Origin of the sequence: Aliivibrio fischeri (assembly GCF_009727955.1) — a bacterium.
GTDB classification, from domain to species: domain Bacteria; phylum Pseudomonadota; class Gammaproteobacteria; order Enterobacterales; family Vibrionaceae; genus Aliivibrio; species Aliivibrio fischeri_A.
Genome location: NZ_WOBR01000014.1, coordinates 142,628 through 156,578 on the forward strand (window position 1 = coordinate 142,628; position 13,951 = coordinate 156,578).

Consider the following 13,951-nt stretch of genomic DNA (forward strand, 5'->3'; position numbering starts at 1 on the left):
CTAACTAACAATAAATCACTCAATATTATTAATACAAACCATAATTTGGTCACATACAAAATCCTCTTTATACGTAATTCTTCCTTGGAATTTAAAGGAATATAGGACTACACATAATGAAAAAAACACTTTTAACTCTTTCGATTTCAAGCTTTCTTTTTAGTGCATCATCCCTCGCTTCAGCTCCCAATACAGACTTAAACTTGATGCCATACCCTCAATCAGTAGAGTTAAATTCAGGCCAATTAGAAATTACTAGTGATTTCAGTATTTATATTGATGGTTATAAATCAGAGCGCATTCAGCAACTTGCCTTACGTATTATTCAACGTGTAGAAGCTCAAACTGGATTACCACTACTTACTCCTTTTGCTTCATCTAAAAAGGAAGCGACGCTAATTATCGATGTGAGTAAGGCGGCCAAAAATAAAATTCAAGATAACAATATTGACGAATCTTACGAATTAACCATCAATAAAAAACAAATCATTTTAGAATCTGATCGTCCATACGGAGCACTCCGTGGTGCAGAGACTTTTCTTCAATTAATCAACACATCCAAAGCGGGTTACTTTGTTCCTCAAGTAAATATTGAAGATGAACCCCGTTTCCCATGGCGTGGAGCTTCATTTGACTCCTCTCGTCACTTTGTCACCGTTGATACAATTAAACGTCAGATTGATGGTTTTGCTTCCGCAAAAATGAATGTCTTTCATTGGCACCTATGGGATGACCAAGCAATCCGAATTCAAATCGAAAGTTACCCTAAGCTGTGGGAGAAAACTGCCGATGGTGATTTCTATACAAAAGAAGAAATCAAAGACGTTGTTGAATACGCCCGCCTACGCGGTATTCGAGTAATTCCTGAGATCTCATTGCCTGGTCACGCTTCAGCTGTTGCTCATGCTTACCCTGAATTAATGTCTGGAGAAGGTGAACAATCTTACGATCAACAACGCGCTTGGGGTGTTTTTGTTCCTCTAATGAATCCTATTAACCCTGAACTCTATGTCTTCTTCGACAAAGTATTCAGTGAGGTAACTGAGCTGTTCCCAGATGAATACATTCACATTGGTGGTGATGAGCCAAATTACCAACAATGGACAGATAATAAAGAAATCCAAGCATTCATCGCAGAAAATAATATTGATGGTAACCGTGGTTTACAGTCATACCTAAATGCACGCATTGAAAAAATGCTAAACAAGAAAGGTAAAAAGATCATGGGCTGGGATGAGATTTGGCATAAAGATCTGCCAACATCGATTGTCATTCAAAGCTGGCGTGGACATGACAGTATTGGTCGAGCAGCAAAAGAAGGTTATGCCGGATTACTTTCAACGGGGTTCTATTTAGATCAACCACAACCAACCAGCTACCATTATCGTAATGACCCTATGCCAAAGGGACCACAAGTCGATGACCAACTGCATAGTGGAGAAACATTCGAAACCTACACTTGGCAGAAGCCAAGAGGCAAAGGTGGTCCACGTAAAGGTACCCTAACTATCATTACCGATAAGAATGGTGATGCTCGTGCCTTTACTGACTACAACGGAAAATCACGAGCTAAAGTCGATATCATGGAATACACCAAAGGTGAGTCATTCCGTGGTCATTTTGATAACTTCATGTCTTACACCGAATTTAATCTAATCTTCAATAACGGCAACATTAAAGAAGAAAGCTACCAGCTAGTCGGAAATGTTCGCTGGCCAACCACAGGTGAAATGACCGCAAGTTCATCAATCAAGAACTCAGTGATTCCAGCTCCTAATGGTGGCTATCCTGTTGCTTTAAATAAAGATGAAGAAAAACTTATTCTTGGTGGTGAAGCTGCTATCTGGGCAGAGAACTACGACGACCTAACTGTTGAAGGTCGAATTTGGCCTAGAACTTATGCCGTTGCTGAACGTTTATGGTCAACTGAAGAGCTTACCGATGAAGACAGCATGTATCAACGCCTACAGGCAATGGACAGCTGGGCAACGATTTCTGTTGGCTTACAACATCAAACCAATAGCTATAAGCAGTATTTACGTATTGCTAACGGCGGTGATGTGTCTGCACTGATGAGTTTTGCAAACTATGCAGAACCTGCCCAATACTATGCTCGTAACTGGGCGAAGTATAATTCTACCGATCCAAAAGGAGAACTATACAATCAATACGAAAGATTAAATCGCTTTGCAGACGCAGTTCCAGTGGAGAGTTTTGCAGTATTAGAAATGATGAAACTTGCAAAGACGGCGATCAATGATCAGAGTGATTTAAAAGCACTACAAAAACATTACCAAACTGTCTTAGAGAGTGCGCAAAAATCAGAAGTCATGTTTAAAAATAATGTATCTTCTTTAGATACTGTACTGCTAGCCCAAAAACATGTTGAGGTAGCAAAAGCAACGTTAGCAGTTATTAATGAGCTTGAAAAAGGCCAACAACCAACATCGACACAACTAGATAACCTATTATCTATTACTACAAATGCATCAGGAATGTACGATGAAATGATTGTTGCTATTGTTCGCCCAACAGAAGAGTTAGTTCGTCAGTTACGTAAGTAACTGAACTAAAAATCAACAAACTAAATAAAGTACTACTAAAGTTAAGTAGTACTTTAATTTACTGCTCTCAGGTTATTTTTATATCCAATTTAATAGATGTCGCTTGCTTACAATATGCTAAATAGAGGTAAACCCTCGCTCCCAGTCCTTCCAAACCGGTTCAAACCCCCTCGCTTGTACCGCTAAAGAAACAGATTCAGCAGATCGCTCATCACTAATAGAAAACTGTTCAAGCTCTTGGTCATCATTTGCATAACCACCCGGTTGTGTTTTCGATGCAGCGGATATTGATGTGATACCTAATGGCAATACATTATCTCTAAAATGTTCAGACTCTCGAGTGGACAATGACAGTTCAACCTCAGGGTTTAACAACCGATAAGCACAAATTAATTGCACCAGTTGTTTGTCACTCATTATTGATTTTGGTTGCAGCGCACCTTCACATGGTCGCAATCTTGGAAAAGAAATTGAGTAACGAGTCTGCCAATATCGACGCTCTAAATAATCCAAATGCGCTGCCACAAAAAAGCAATCTGTTCGCCACTCTTCTAGCCCAATAAGCGCCCCAATTCCAATCTTATCAATGCCCGCTTTTGCCAATCGGTCAGGCGTTTCTAATCTAAATTTAAAATCGGTTTTATTACCACGAAGGTGATGCTCCGCATAAGTAGATGGATGATACGTTTCTTGATATACCATCACCGCATCCAAGCCTAAGGTTTTTAATTCTGCATACTCTTCTTGCTCTAAAGGCTGAACTTCCATTGCGAGATAATTAAACGACTGCTTTATCTGCGGTAATGTTTGACGAAAGTAATTCATCCCAACTTTGGTTTCATGTTCTCCCGTTACCAAAAGAACACTATCAAAGTTCATCGCTTTAATCGCCATCACTTCCTGTGCAACCTCATTTTGGTTGAGCGTCTTTCTCTTAATGCGATTCTCCATTGAAAAACCACAATAAGTACATGCATTCGCACAAAGATTAGAAAGATACAAAGGAATGTAAAAACCAATCGTATGCCCAAAGCGTTGGCGAGTTAATCGTGCAGACTCTTGAGCCATTTGTTCAAGATAGCTTTCTGCAGCAGGAGAAATTAAGGCTTTAAAATCTTCAAGATCTCGTTTGGATTTACTTAACGCTCTTTCAACATCATGCTGGGTTTTACTATAGATAGAGAGCTTAACTTCATCCCAATGTAACTTTTCCCATTCATCAGTAAATGTCATTTCATTCACCTTAATCAAGAAATGCCGTTAATGGACTAGAAGCAACGGCTTGAGTGTTGACTGACGCCAACCCATTTTCATAAGCTAATCGGCCAGATTGCACAGCTAATTTAAATGCAGTTGCCATTGCGATTGGATTTCTTGCAGCTGCAATCGCAGTGTTCACAAGCACAGCATCAGCCCCCAGTTCCATTGCCAAAGCGGCATGAGATGGCGCACCAATACCTGCATCAACCACTACAGGTACTCGAGCTTGGTCAATAATAATCTCTAAAAAGTCACGACTGACAATGCCTTTATTTGAACCAATAGGCGCACCTAGTGGCATGACAGCAGCACAGCCAACCTCTTCTAGTCGCTTACATAAAACGGGATCAGCATGACAATATGGCAAGACAATAAACCCTTGTTTCACTAACTCTTCTGCTGCGGTTAATGTTTCAATTGGGTCAGGCATTAAGTATTTGGGATCAGGATGAATTTCCAATTTAAGCCAATTTGTTCCTAATGCTTCACGAGCCAGTTGTGCAGCGAAAATTGCCTCACGAGCATTTTTAGCACCAGACGTATTGGGTAATAAGTTAATTCCAGCATCCACAATCGGCTTTAATATATTGTCTTCAGGGTTATTCACTTCAACACGTTTTAACGCCATTGTTGATAATTCAGAGCCAGACTCTATAAGTGCCTTTTGCATAACGCTGGCATTTGGAAACTTTCCTGTTCCAGTGAATAAACGTGATCTAAACGTCTTATCACCCATGGTTAATAAATCACTCATGTTAGCCTCCTGCGATTGCTTGAAATAAAGAGATGGATTCACCCTGTGATAACCCACGTTTTTGCCACTCTGATCTCGGTATTATCTGATTACTAATAGCTATAGCGCATCCTTGCGTAGCAATACCATGGTGTTCTAAAAATGAAGATAATGTATGTGTGACTTCAACCCGATAAGGCACACCATTAAGCTCTATTGAAATTAAATCACTCATGACAAATATCTCCTATTGCGTTTGTTTCACGTGAAACATCATTGCTTACTGTTGAAGAACATATTGAACATTGATTGTCTTTTGGAATATTCATTGATGACCAAGTTAAAGATCGGCCATCAAACTGATGAATCGAGTCCCACTTCATGTAACCCGGTTGTGTAAGATATTTGATGGTTTCTAATGCTTGTAGGTTTCCTATCATCCCAACCACCGGCCCCACAATTCCGAACGATTGACAGTTTTGTACTTGGTGACTTTCAGTAAAAGGAAATAGGCAGTGATAGCAAGAGGCGTTATTTTCCGTAACGTTATTTGAAAACAACATTAGCTGCCCTTGCCATCCAATTGCTGCGCCAGAAATAAGTGGGACGTTATGCTTCACACATACCGCATTAATTTCGTGTCGTGTCGGCAAATTATCAGAGCAATCCAAAACCACGTCGACTTGATTAATAAAACGGGATAACTCTGGCTCTGTTAACTTATGGCTGATCACTTCAATATGAATTGTACTATTCAACCCTTTAAGTTGCTGCGCCATTGCCATCGCTTTATTTTGATTTAAGTTGTTATCGCGATACACCACTTGTCGCTGTAAGTTACTTAATTCAACTTTGTCTCCATCAGCAATGATTAATGTACCGACACCAGAAGCGGATAAATACATTCCAACTGAAGAACCCAATCCGCCACAACCGATTATTAGAACCGTACTATTTCTTAATGCTATTTGCCCTTTATTACCAATATCAGGCAACATAATTTGACGGCTATAACGCAGAAAATCTTGGTCACTTAACCCTTCCATTAACTGGTTACTCACAAGCAACCTCCTGTAGATTTCCTTTTCTTGGTTCAGAAATGATGGCGTTAAATTTCGCGACGGCCTGCTCTGTATCCTCAGCCTCAGTAATCGCTCGAACTACCGCAATACTATCAACACCGGTTTGCCACACATCATTAGCAACGGAGAGATCAATACCGCCAATCGCAACGGTCGGAGTATCACCAGCTAATTGTTGATTCTTTGCAAGATTGGTCAAACCTTGTGGTTGTGATGGCATCTCTTTCGTTGGTGTCGGAAAAATATGACCAAGCGCTAAATAGCTTGGATTTAAGGCTTTTACTTTTAATAGTTCACTATCATCGTGTGTCGACAAACCAAGACAAATATTCGCCTCAGCAATCGCCTGTAAATCAGCAACCTCTATGTCTTCTTGTCCAAGATGAATACCAAATGCGTTGTGCTTAATAGCTAACTGCCAATAGTCATTGATGAACACCTGAGCATCGTATTCGCGGCCAAGCCTAATCGCTTTTATAATCTGTTGCTCTAAGTCTGCTTGTTCTGGATTCTTAATTCTCAATTGGATTGTCTTTACATCGAGCTTTAATAATTTTTCTATCCACGACACATCATCAACTACGGGATATAAACCAAACTTACTTTTATCAATATTAGGGAATGCAAACATTGCTGTCTCACCTCAATTCCGTATACAAAACTAAGGGATGTTCCACGTGAAACATCCCTTATTATCATCGTTATTCAGCTTCAACTGCAGGATGATAAAGTTCAGACCCAGACGCTTTAAATTCTTCTGACTTTTGACGCATCCCTTCTAGAGGGTCATCTATCATCTTAATTTCAATTGCTTGGTCTAAAGCAACTTGTTCCGAATCTTTAGCGTACTCTCTGACTTCTTGTGAGATCTTCATTGAGCAGAACTTAGGCCCACACATTGAACAAAAGTGAGCAACTTTGCCTGATTCTTGCGGTAAGGTTTCATCGTGATATTCACGAGCGGTAATAGGATCAAGAGACAGATTAAACTGGTCTTCCCAACGGAATTCAAAGCGGGCTTTTGATAAGGCGTTATCACGGATTTGAGCACCTGGATGACCTTTGGCTAAATCCCCTGCGTGTGCTGCTAACTTATAAGTAATCAAGCCAGTCTTCACATCGTCTTTATTTGGTAAACCTAGATGTTCTTTTGGCGTTACGTAACACAACATGGCACAGCCGTACCAACCAATCATGGCAGCACCAATACCTGAAGTAATGTGATCATATCCAGGAGCAATATCTGTCGTTAGTGGCCCTAGTGTATAAAATGGCGCTTCATGACAATGTTTAAGTTGTTCATCCATATTCTCTTTAATCATATGCATAGGAACATGACCTGGACCTTCAATAATGACTTGAACATCGTATTCCCACGCAACTTTAGTTAGCTCACCTAAAGTTCGTAATTCAGCAAATTGCGCTTCATCATTAGCGTCAGCAACAGAGCCTGGACGCAATCCATCACCCAAAGATAAGGCCACATCGTATTTAGCACAAATTTCACAGATCTCACGGAAGTGTGTATAAAGGAAGCTTTCTTGGTGATGAGCAAGACACCACTTAGCAATAATAGAGCCGCCACGAGATACAATTCCTGTGACACGTTTTGCTGTCATTGGTACATAGCGAAGCAATAAACCAGCATGAATGGTAAAGTAATCAACCCCCTGTTCAGCTTGTTCGATTAAGGTATCTCGCATCACTTCCCAGTTTAGGTTTTCGGCTACACCATTCACTTTTTCAAGAGCTTGGTACATTGGAACCGTACCAATTGGCACCGGACTATTACGTAGAATCCACTCACGAGTTTCGTGAATATTTCGGCCCGTAGATAAATCCATCACCGTATCACCGCCCCAACGCGTTGACCAAACTAGCTTTTCCACTTCTTCTTCAATCGATGAACTCACCGATGAGTTACCAATATTCGCGTTGACCTTAATTAAAAAATTACGACCAATGATCATTGGTTCTGCTTCTGGATGGTTTATGTTTGATGGAATAATTGCGCGCCCTTCAGCTACTTCTTTACGCACAAATTCTGGTGTGATTTCTTTTGGTAAGTTAGCCCCAAAACTATGGCCTGGGTGTTGATGGTTAAGTTGCTCATCTGCAAACTTTTGACGGCCCATGTTTTCACGAATCGCAATGTATTCCATTTCAGGAGTAATGATTCCCTGACGAGCATAATGAAGTTGAGTGACACATTGTCCTTGTTTCGCTCGACGAATTGTTGGTAAGTTTCCATAACGAAGTTCATCAAGGGTTTCATCCGCTAAGCGCTCTTGCGAATAAACAGAACTAACGCCATCAAGTAGCTCTGTATCATTTCGCTCTTCTATCCATTCTTGACGTAACTTAGGTAATCCTTTGTATACATCGATATCGTAGCTTGGATCAGTATACACACCAGAAGTGTCATAAACTTGGATAGGTTCATTTGGTTCAAAAACGGGAGATTCTTTGATACCACCAACTAGACTGTCAGCTAACGAAATTTCTCGCATAGGAACGCGAATATCAGGACGAGAGCCTTCAATATAGACTTTCTTTGAATTTGGATATGGCTGAACCGATAACGATTCAATATTGGTTTTAGCATCTAAACGTGCTTGTTTACGACTTGACGACATAGCAAAATTCCTTGATAAAAATAGAATAATTGCTTGTCGGATTTGAGTTGTAGCAAGAGGTTCTTAATTTATGCCGCAGAGAGTATCTGACTGTATCCTTTATCCATAAAAAATAAATAGCAGCTAAAATTCAGCTACGGCTGTACCTTTAAATCTATAGATATAGTTTTATAAACTAAGATGTAAATTGTCTCTTGTTCCCTTCGCAGGTATTAGCCTGATCAGGTTCTACGGATCCCGCACTGCGGTCTCAGCTCGTACTTTAAAAAGCACTAAGCACTCCGACAAGTTTCTTTCAGATCGTTGAATCAAAATCTGAACGTGTTCGGAGTATAAAGAAAGTATGCAAGAAATGAAATGGAAGAGAAAAAAGTTATCAAGTGGTTGGCTGAGTTTGTGAATCAACGCATATAGATCTTTGCACATCGACAATCCATATTAAACCTTGTGTGCTTCGCAGCAAAAAACCACCTTTGTCATCCGTAACTCTTACACCACCAAATACAATGTTCTTTTTTGTGGAGAAGCACATTAGGTTTTAATCTACATTCGTTTCACGTGAAACTATTTATCTTTTTTCGTTAGCTTATTCGCTAGGTGTTTTAATGACGATGAATTATGTTCACGATATGATCCTATTTTATTTAGGCCATCATGATCGCGACCATGCTCTAATGTTTTAGACACGGCAACACGTTGTGAAGAATAAATACCAGTATGACCACTAAAGTAATAAGCCGTATAGCACGCTAATGCGAAATAAGGTAAATGCTCAGCGCCAAACAGTTCCACGCCCATAATCGTACAAGCTAATGGTGTATTGGTTGCAGCTGCAAATACCGCAAGGAACCCCAGAGCTGCAAATAGGTCAACCGGAGCACCCATCACCCAACCTAAGAAATTACCTAACGTGGCACCAACAAAGAACAGCGGTGTTACTTCACCACCTTTGTATCCAGCAGCAAGAGTAATCGCAGTTAATACCAGTTTTAAAATCCAGCTATACCACTCTGCTCCACCTTCGGTAAATGCAGACGTAATACTTACACCACCATCACGACTTGGATAGACACCAATACCAATGTAATCATAGTTGCCAAGTAATTGAGTAATGACTATAACCATCAAACCACCCACAACAACAATCAAGTATGGGTTCTTTAATGTTGCGTTAAACAGATCTTTAAAACCATGAGTTAACTCACCAAACAAATAGCCAGCAATACCAAAACCAATTGCTGCAATAATCACTTTAGCCATTAATAAAAGATCAATATCAACAGCATGACCAAACAAGGTACTAACCTGATCAAAGTTAATTAAATAATGCGTATGATGAGCACCCCAAGCCGAAGCAACCACATTAGCTAAAATAGCAGCCAATAGCGCAGGAATAATGGCATTGAATTTAATACGCCCAATAAACAATACTTCAAGAGCAAAGATCGCCCCAGTAAAAGGCGTACCAAAAATAGAAGCAAAACCAGCGGCAACACCAGCAGTTAACATCATTTTTCGGTCATCTTCAGATAACTTAAAGACTTTAGATAACCAATCCGTTGTTGCTCCACCAATTTGAACAGCAGTCCCCTCACGACCAGCAGAGCCACCAAATAAGTGAGTAATAACTGTAGTAAACAGAACTAACGGCCCCATTCTTACAGGAACACCCTCACCAGCCTGATGAATTTCATCCATGATCAAATTATTGCCACCAGCTGAGTTTTTCCCCCAATTACGGTAGCTATAAACAATAGCTAAACCTGCAACCGGCAATAAGTAAATCAACCATGGATTCGCAATGCGAGCTTGCGTCGCTTCACTTAGTAACCATAAGAAAAATGCATTAAATGACCCTACCAATAAAGCAACAGGTAAAATTAGTAATGACCAACGAGCTACTTGAAATAAGTTTTGAAAATTTCGATTAAGAGGATGTGCCATGGATCTCTATCTTTAAATAATGGTTAAACAAAAGGATAGACGATCTTAGAAGAGAAGAGAAATAACAAACTGCTCTACTATAGACGGATCTACCCCAATACGATCAGATTCACTGATCAGGGTAACGCTATAGTAGGAATCATTATCTCTAAAAAATAGAGCGGTTAAAGGTGGAAATCCATCACCCGTATTTGGCATAAGAACCAAACAACAAGCGGAATGCTACTCCTATCGTTTTCAAATGGCAAATAAAAAAGACACACCTTAGGTATGCCCTTTCAAACTATTCAGTAAGTCATTTACCAAGTTAATACTGGAGCGTATCCACTCACCATATTTGCCATTTTAGTATTAACATTTTCGAATCCTTTCCAAAGTTTTTTTGTTACTGCTGTTTTCTTTGTTCTTGGTTGCTGTTTGCCATACATTTCTTCGTTAAGCATTTTTTTTGCAGCCATTTGACCAAGATAAACAGTACCTAAATCGTAACCCATTTAAACAAAACCCTAGATGATTAATTAAGCAGCGATTTTACTATCTACGCCCTAAAAAACAAGATATAGATCACAAAAAAACTTAAATTGGTGTCGATAGATACTTAAATTGACGACTATCTTTACCAAATGAAGATTTGATTAATCTGTTTATATCATCGGCATTCACTGAGTTCGCTGTTTTCGAAATATCAAATAACGCTTCAATTCCATAGTTATGTATAGTGTAACGATTTAACAACCATGCTTGTTGATTACTGTTATTTTTTAATGGTTCTAAATCAACCACTAACTGTTTAGCTGCAGCATTAACTTCATTTTCTGTTACCCCACGTAATAAATCTTCTATTACCTTATCAATGGCTGATTCAATAAGTTCTGCATTCTTAGGATCTACTTGTGCACCCATAACCCAGTGAGGCTTAAACTCACTGTCAGCGTTCACCATAAGCGCATATGGAGCGTAATCCAAACTGAGTTCTTCTCGAACATAGTGCATCAATCTCTTAGATACTATTCTTTGCAGCATATCCTGTATAAAAATGGATTTTGCAGAGTGATTTTCTAAGCCCTGAACCGCTATAAACTGAGAGATATAATGACTATTTTGTTCAGTATTTACCGCCATACGAATACTCGATACAGAGTCTGACTTGTAAGTAACGGCGTAATTTGTTTTCTCTGCAGCATCTAATCTTATATTTGCTAAGTACTGACGAAGTAATGGTTTTAACTCAGACGATTTTAGATCAGCTACAATCACTAGCTGATAATTACGATTCTGTTGAAATAATATCTGATGTACTCGTTTAATCTGCTCACTAGTAACGAGATTTACATCATCACCATCAAGCAGTTGATGTCGATTAGTAGAAGAATAAGTGTTCCTATTAATAGCTTTAGTAAACTGACCAAGAGATGTAGAGATATAAGCATCTCTGTTTTGTTCAAACTCCTGCTTAACGGCTTTTAACTGCCCTTCATCAACCTTAATTTCAGACATAATTGCAGTGATTACAGCGAATGTCTCAGCAAGCCCTTCCTTATCCGTTATTCCTTCAAGGCCGTGATGAGTAAAGTTAATAAAAGGATAAAGCTCAATGCCTTCATTTCTCAAATGAGCATCTAATTGAGAACCTGTGAATTTACCAAGGCCACTACGAGTCACTGCTGGTATCGCAATATTGGCTGCAGGTATCAACTCTGGAGGCAATGCTGCGATTCCTCCTTGGCTTGCTAACGAAAACACAACTTCATCACCAGCGTCAGGTTTTCTCAAATAAAGAACATTCAAACCGTTATCCAGCGTCCAGCGAGTTAAATCAACGCCCTCAAATAATTTAGTTTCAGACAAAATCATTCCACTGGTCATTGGAACAGGAAAAGCAGCACTAACATTATTAATTAATGGTTCACTTCCTGATTTTGCATACACAGACTTTAACTCAGGAATACTTAATTCTATTTGAGAGAGAGATTCAACGGCATCAACACCAATAGCAAATTGGTATGAAGACGAAAGCAACTCATCAATATGATCATTAACAACCTTCAAATCTGTCGCTGCTAAAAATGACGTCAAACTTGCCTTGTAATCTAAACTGGATTGACTTATCTGCTGACTCACAACACCATTAACTCTGTTTTCAACATGATCATAAGGCGTTAAGTTTTCAAGATTTGCATCAAGATTATCAAGTTGATAATGATAAGGTTGAAGTAAGTTATCCAACTCACCATGTGACACACCATGATCTCGTAATGAAGCTAACGTATCTAAAAATAGTGTTTGGCTTTGGGTTCTATAACTAGCAGGAAATGAGACTGAAGAAATAAAATAGCGCTGATCAGATACATAGTAATCCGTCGAGTAAATCCATTGAACAGGCATTGCAGCGTCAAGGAATACACCACCTAACCTTTGCTGAATAATTGAATGAGCAATTTCATCTAACCATAGTTGATTCTGCTGTTCTCTTGTATTTACTCTAAAATCACCACGATCAATAACCAGAGCAATACTTGGTGGCTCACCACTTGCCACTTTAGCAATAAAGTCATTTTGATTTAGAGGCTCTAATGGCATCGTACTTACAGCTGAAGAACCTTTCTTCCAACTTTCAAAATGTTTAGTTATCAGTGTAATCGCATCTTCAAGAGTAACATCGCCACTAATAACAATTTCGGTTAATTGAGGTTGATACCACTGCTGATAAAACTCCGCGAGTTGTGTTGAAGACGCAGATAAAACCGACTCTTTATTTCCAATTGGATCGCTACTTTCATAAATAGTATCTGCAGTCATATGCTCATAAAACTGAGCCGAAATAGGTTTATCTTCTAATCTTGAATAACGAAACTCACCAAGAATAACCTCTTTCTCTTTTTCTACTTCTTTAGATGACAGTTCAATACCATCACCAATATCTCTCATCCAAATAAGCGCATTGTTAAGTTGAGAGTTATCTGGCAAATCAAGTTTATACACGGTTTCAGCATAAGAAGTGTAAGCGTTAATATCCGCACCAAAACTTAAACCTGCATTTTCAAATAGAGAAATCACATCATTTTGTGAAAAGTGTTCACTACCGTTAAAAGCCATATGCTCTACAAAATGAGCATAACCTTTTTGATTTTGAGTCTCTTGAAATGAGCCTGCATGAACAATAAAACGAATAGATACTTCTTTTTCTCGATCAGGATAAATATGATAACGGAACCCATTATCCAGTTGACCACTAACCCAGCGAGGATCAGGTTTTAGTTCTGTAACTGATGTGGTTGCACACCCTGATATAAACAAGCAAGCAATAAACGCCAACCAATAACCTTTCATAATACATCCTAGTAATTATATTTATATTTTATAAGTTACGTATCTGAATATAAATTAGACATAATTGCAAGACATAAAGGCAAATAGTTATTATTATCAATAAGGTGTTTGTCTCACTTATTTTCTCGAACCCCAAATAACAAAAGGCTCATACCTTTCGATACAAGCCTTCTCTAAATATGGCAGAGGTGGAGAGACCCGAATTCCCAACACGCGCGTTCTTATGATGGAGGAATCCGCGGCTCTTTTCTAAAACCACAAAAAGCAAAAAGGCTTGCACCTTTCGATACAAGCCTTCTTTAAATATGGCAAGGGGTGGAGAGATTCGAACTCCCAACACGCGCGTTCTTATGGTGGAGGAATCCGCGGCTCTTTTCCTAAACCACAGATAGCAAAAAGGCT

The 13,951-nt window shown here is 39.2% G+C and carries 9 protein-coding genes, 1 pseudogene and 2 riboswitches; of the genes and pseudogenes, 1 reads left to right on the forward strand and 9 read right to left on the reverse strand.

Annotated elements, in window-relative coordinates; all coding sequences use genetic code 11:
• The first annotated feature begins 116 nt into the window (after window positions 1-116).
• Window positions 117-2,564, forward strand: coding sequence for a family 20 glycosylhydrolase (locus GNP81_RS18210; RefSeq protein WP_155673732.1), 2,448 nt, complete (start codon window positions 117-119; stop codon window positions 2,562-2,564).
• Between the two features lie 117 nt (window positions 2,565-2,681).
• Here GNP81_RS18210 and thiH read toward each other — a convergent pair whose 3' ends face one another.
• The 9 genes and pseudogenes from thiH to GNP81_RS18255 all read right to left on the reverse strand — a co-directional run bounded on the left by thiH (window position 2,682) and on the right by GNP81_RS18255 (window position 13,549).
• Window positions 2,682-3,797: a 2-iminoacetate synthase ThiH gene (thiH, locus tag GNP81_RS18215; protein ID WP_155673733.1), complete on the reverse strand. Its 1,116-nt coding sequence runs from the start codon at window positions 3,795-3,797 to the stop codon at window positions 2,682-2,684.
• Window positions 3,798-3,807: 10 nt separating this feature from the next.
• A complete protein-coding gene (locus tag GNP81_RS18220) occupies window positions 3,808-4,578 on the reverse strand; it encodes a thiazole synthase (protein ID WP_155671891.1) in 771 nt (256 codons plus the stop codon).
• Window position 4,579: 1 nt separating this feature from the next.
• Window positions 4,580-4,792, reverse strand: a complete 213-nt coding sequence (gene thiS, locus GNP81_RS18225) for a sulfur carrier protein ThiS (protein ID WP_155673734.1) — start codon at window positions 4,790-4,792, stop codon at window positions 4,580-4,582.
• On the reverse strand, window positions 4,785-5,618 hold the full coding sequence (locus tag GNP81_RS18230; protein WP_336495377.1) for a HesA/MoeB/ThiF family protein: 834 nt from the start codon (window positions 5,616-5,618) through the stop codon (window positions 4,785-4,787). Before GNP81_RS18230 ends, thiS begins: the two co-directional genes overlap by 8 nt.
• Window positions 5,611-6,273, reverse strand: a pseudogene (gene thiE / locus GNP81_RS18235) (thiamine phosphate synthase); the annotation flags it as partial. The pseudogene thiE and the gene GNP81_RS18230, both read right to left, overlap by 8 nt.
• A 67-nt stretch (window positions 6,274-6,340) precedes the next feature.
• A complete protein-coding gene (thiC, locus tag GNP81_RS18240; protein ID WP_155673735.1) occupies window positions 6,341-8,275 on the reverse strand; it encodes a phosphomethylpyrimidine synthase ThiC in 1,935 nt (644 codons plus the stop codon).
• Window positions 8,276-8,456: 181 nt separating this feature from the next.
• Window positions 8,457-8,569: riboswitch (TPP riboswitch) on the reverse strand.
• A gap of 270 nt (window positions 8,570-8,839) precedes the next feature.
• Window positions 8,840-10,219, reverse strand: coding sequence for a voltage-gated chloride channel family protein (locus GNP81_RS18245; protein ID WP_155671898.1), 1,380 nt, complete (start codon window positions 10,217-10,219; stop codon window positions 8,840-8,842).
• A 126-nt stretch (window positions 10,220-10,345) separates the two neighbouring features.
• Window positions 10,346-10,414, reverse strand: a riboswitch (Fluoride riboswitch).
• Between the two features lie 104 nt (window positions 10,415-10,518).
• Window positions 10,519-10,713, reverse strand: a complete 195-nt coding sequence (locus tag GNP81_RS18250; protein WP_155671900.1) for a hypothetical protein — start codon at window positions 10,711-10,713, stop codon at window positions 10,519-10,521.
• Window positions 10,714-10,795: 82 nt separating this feature from the next.
• Window positions 10,796-13,549: a M16 family metallopeptidase gene (locus tag GNP81_RS18255; RefSeq protein WP_155673736.1), complete on the reverse strand. Its 2,754-nt coding sequence runs from the start codon at window positions 13,547-13,549 to the stop codon at window positions 10,796-10,798.
• Window positions 13,550-13,951 lie beyond the last annotated feature (402 nt).

Coding starts and splice junctions, on each gene's coding strand:
- GNP81_RS18210 (WP_155673732.1), top strand. CDS start 117: ATGAAAAAAACACTTTTAACTCTTTCGATTTCAAGCTTTCTTTTTAGT.
- thiH (WP_155673733.1), bottom strand. CDS start 3,797: ATGACATTTACTGATGAATGGGAAAAGTTACATTGGGATGAAGTTAAG.
- GNP81_RS18245 (WP_155671898.1), bottom strand. CDS start 10,219: ATGGCACATCCTCTTAATCGAAATTTTCAAAACTTATTTCAAGTAGCT.
- thiS (WP_155673734.1), bottom strand. CDS start 4,792: ATGAGTGATTTAATTTCAATAGAGCTTAATGGTGTGCCTTATCGGGTT.
- GNP81_RS18255 (WP_155673736.1), bottom strand. CDS start 13,549: ATGAAAGGTTATTGGTTGGCGTTTATTGCTTGCTTGTTTATATCAGGG.
- GNP81_RS18220 (WP_155671891.1), bottom strand. CDS start 4,578: ATGAGTGATTTATTAACCATGGGTGATAAGACGTTTAGATCACGTTTA.
- thiC (WP_155673735.1), bottom strand. CDS start 8,275: ATGTCGTCAAGTCGTAAACAAGCACGTTTAGATGCTAAAACCAATATT.
- GNP81_RS18250 (WP_155671900.1), bottom strand. CDS start 10,713: ATGGGTTACGATTTAGGTACTGTTTATCTTGGTCAAATGGCTGCAAAA.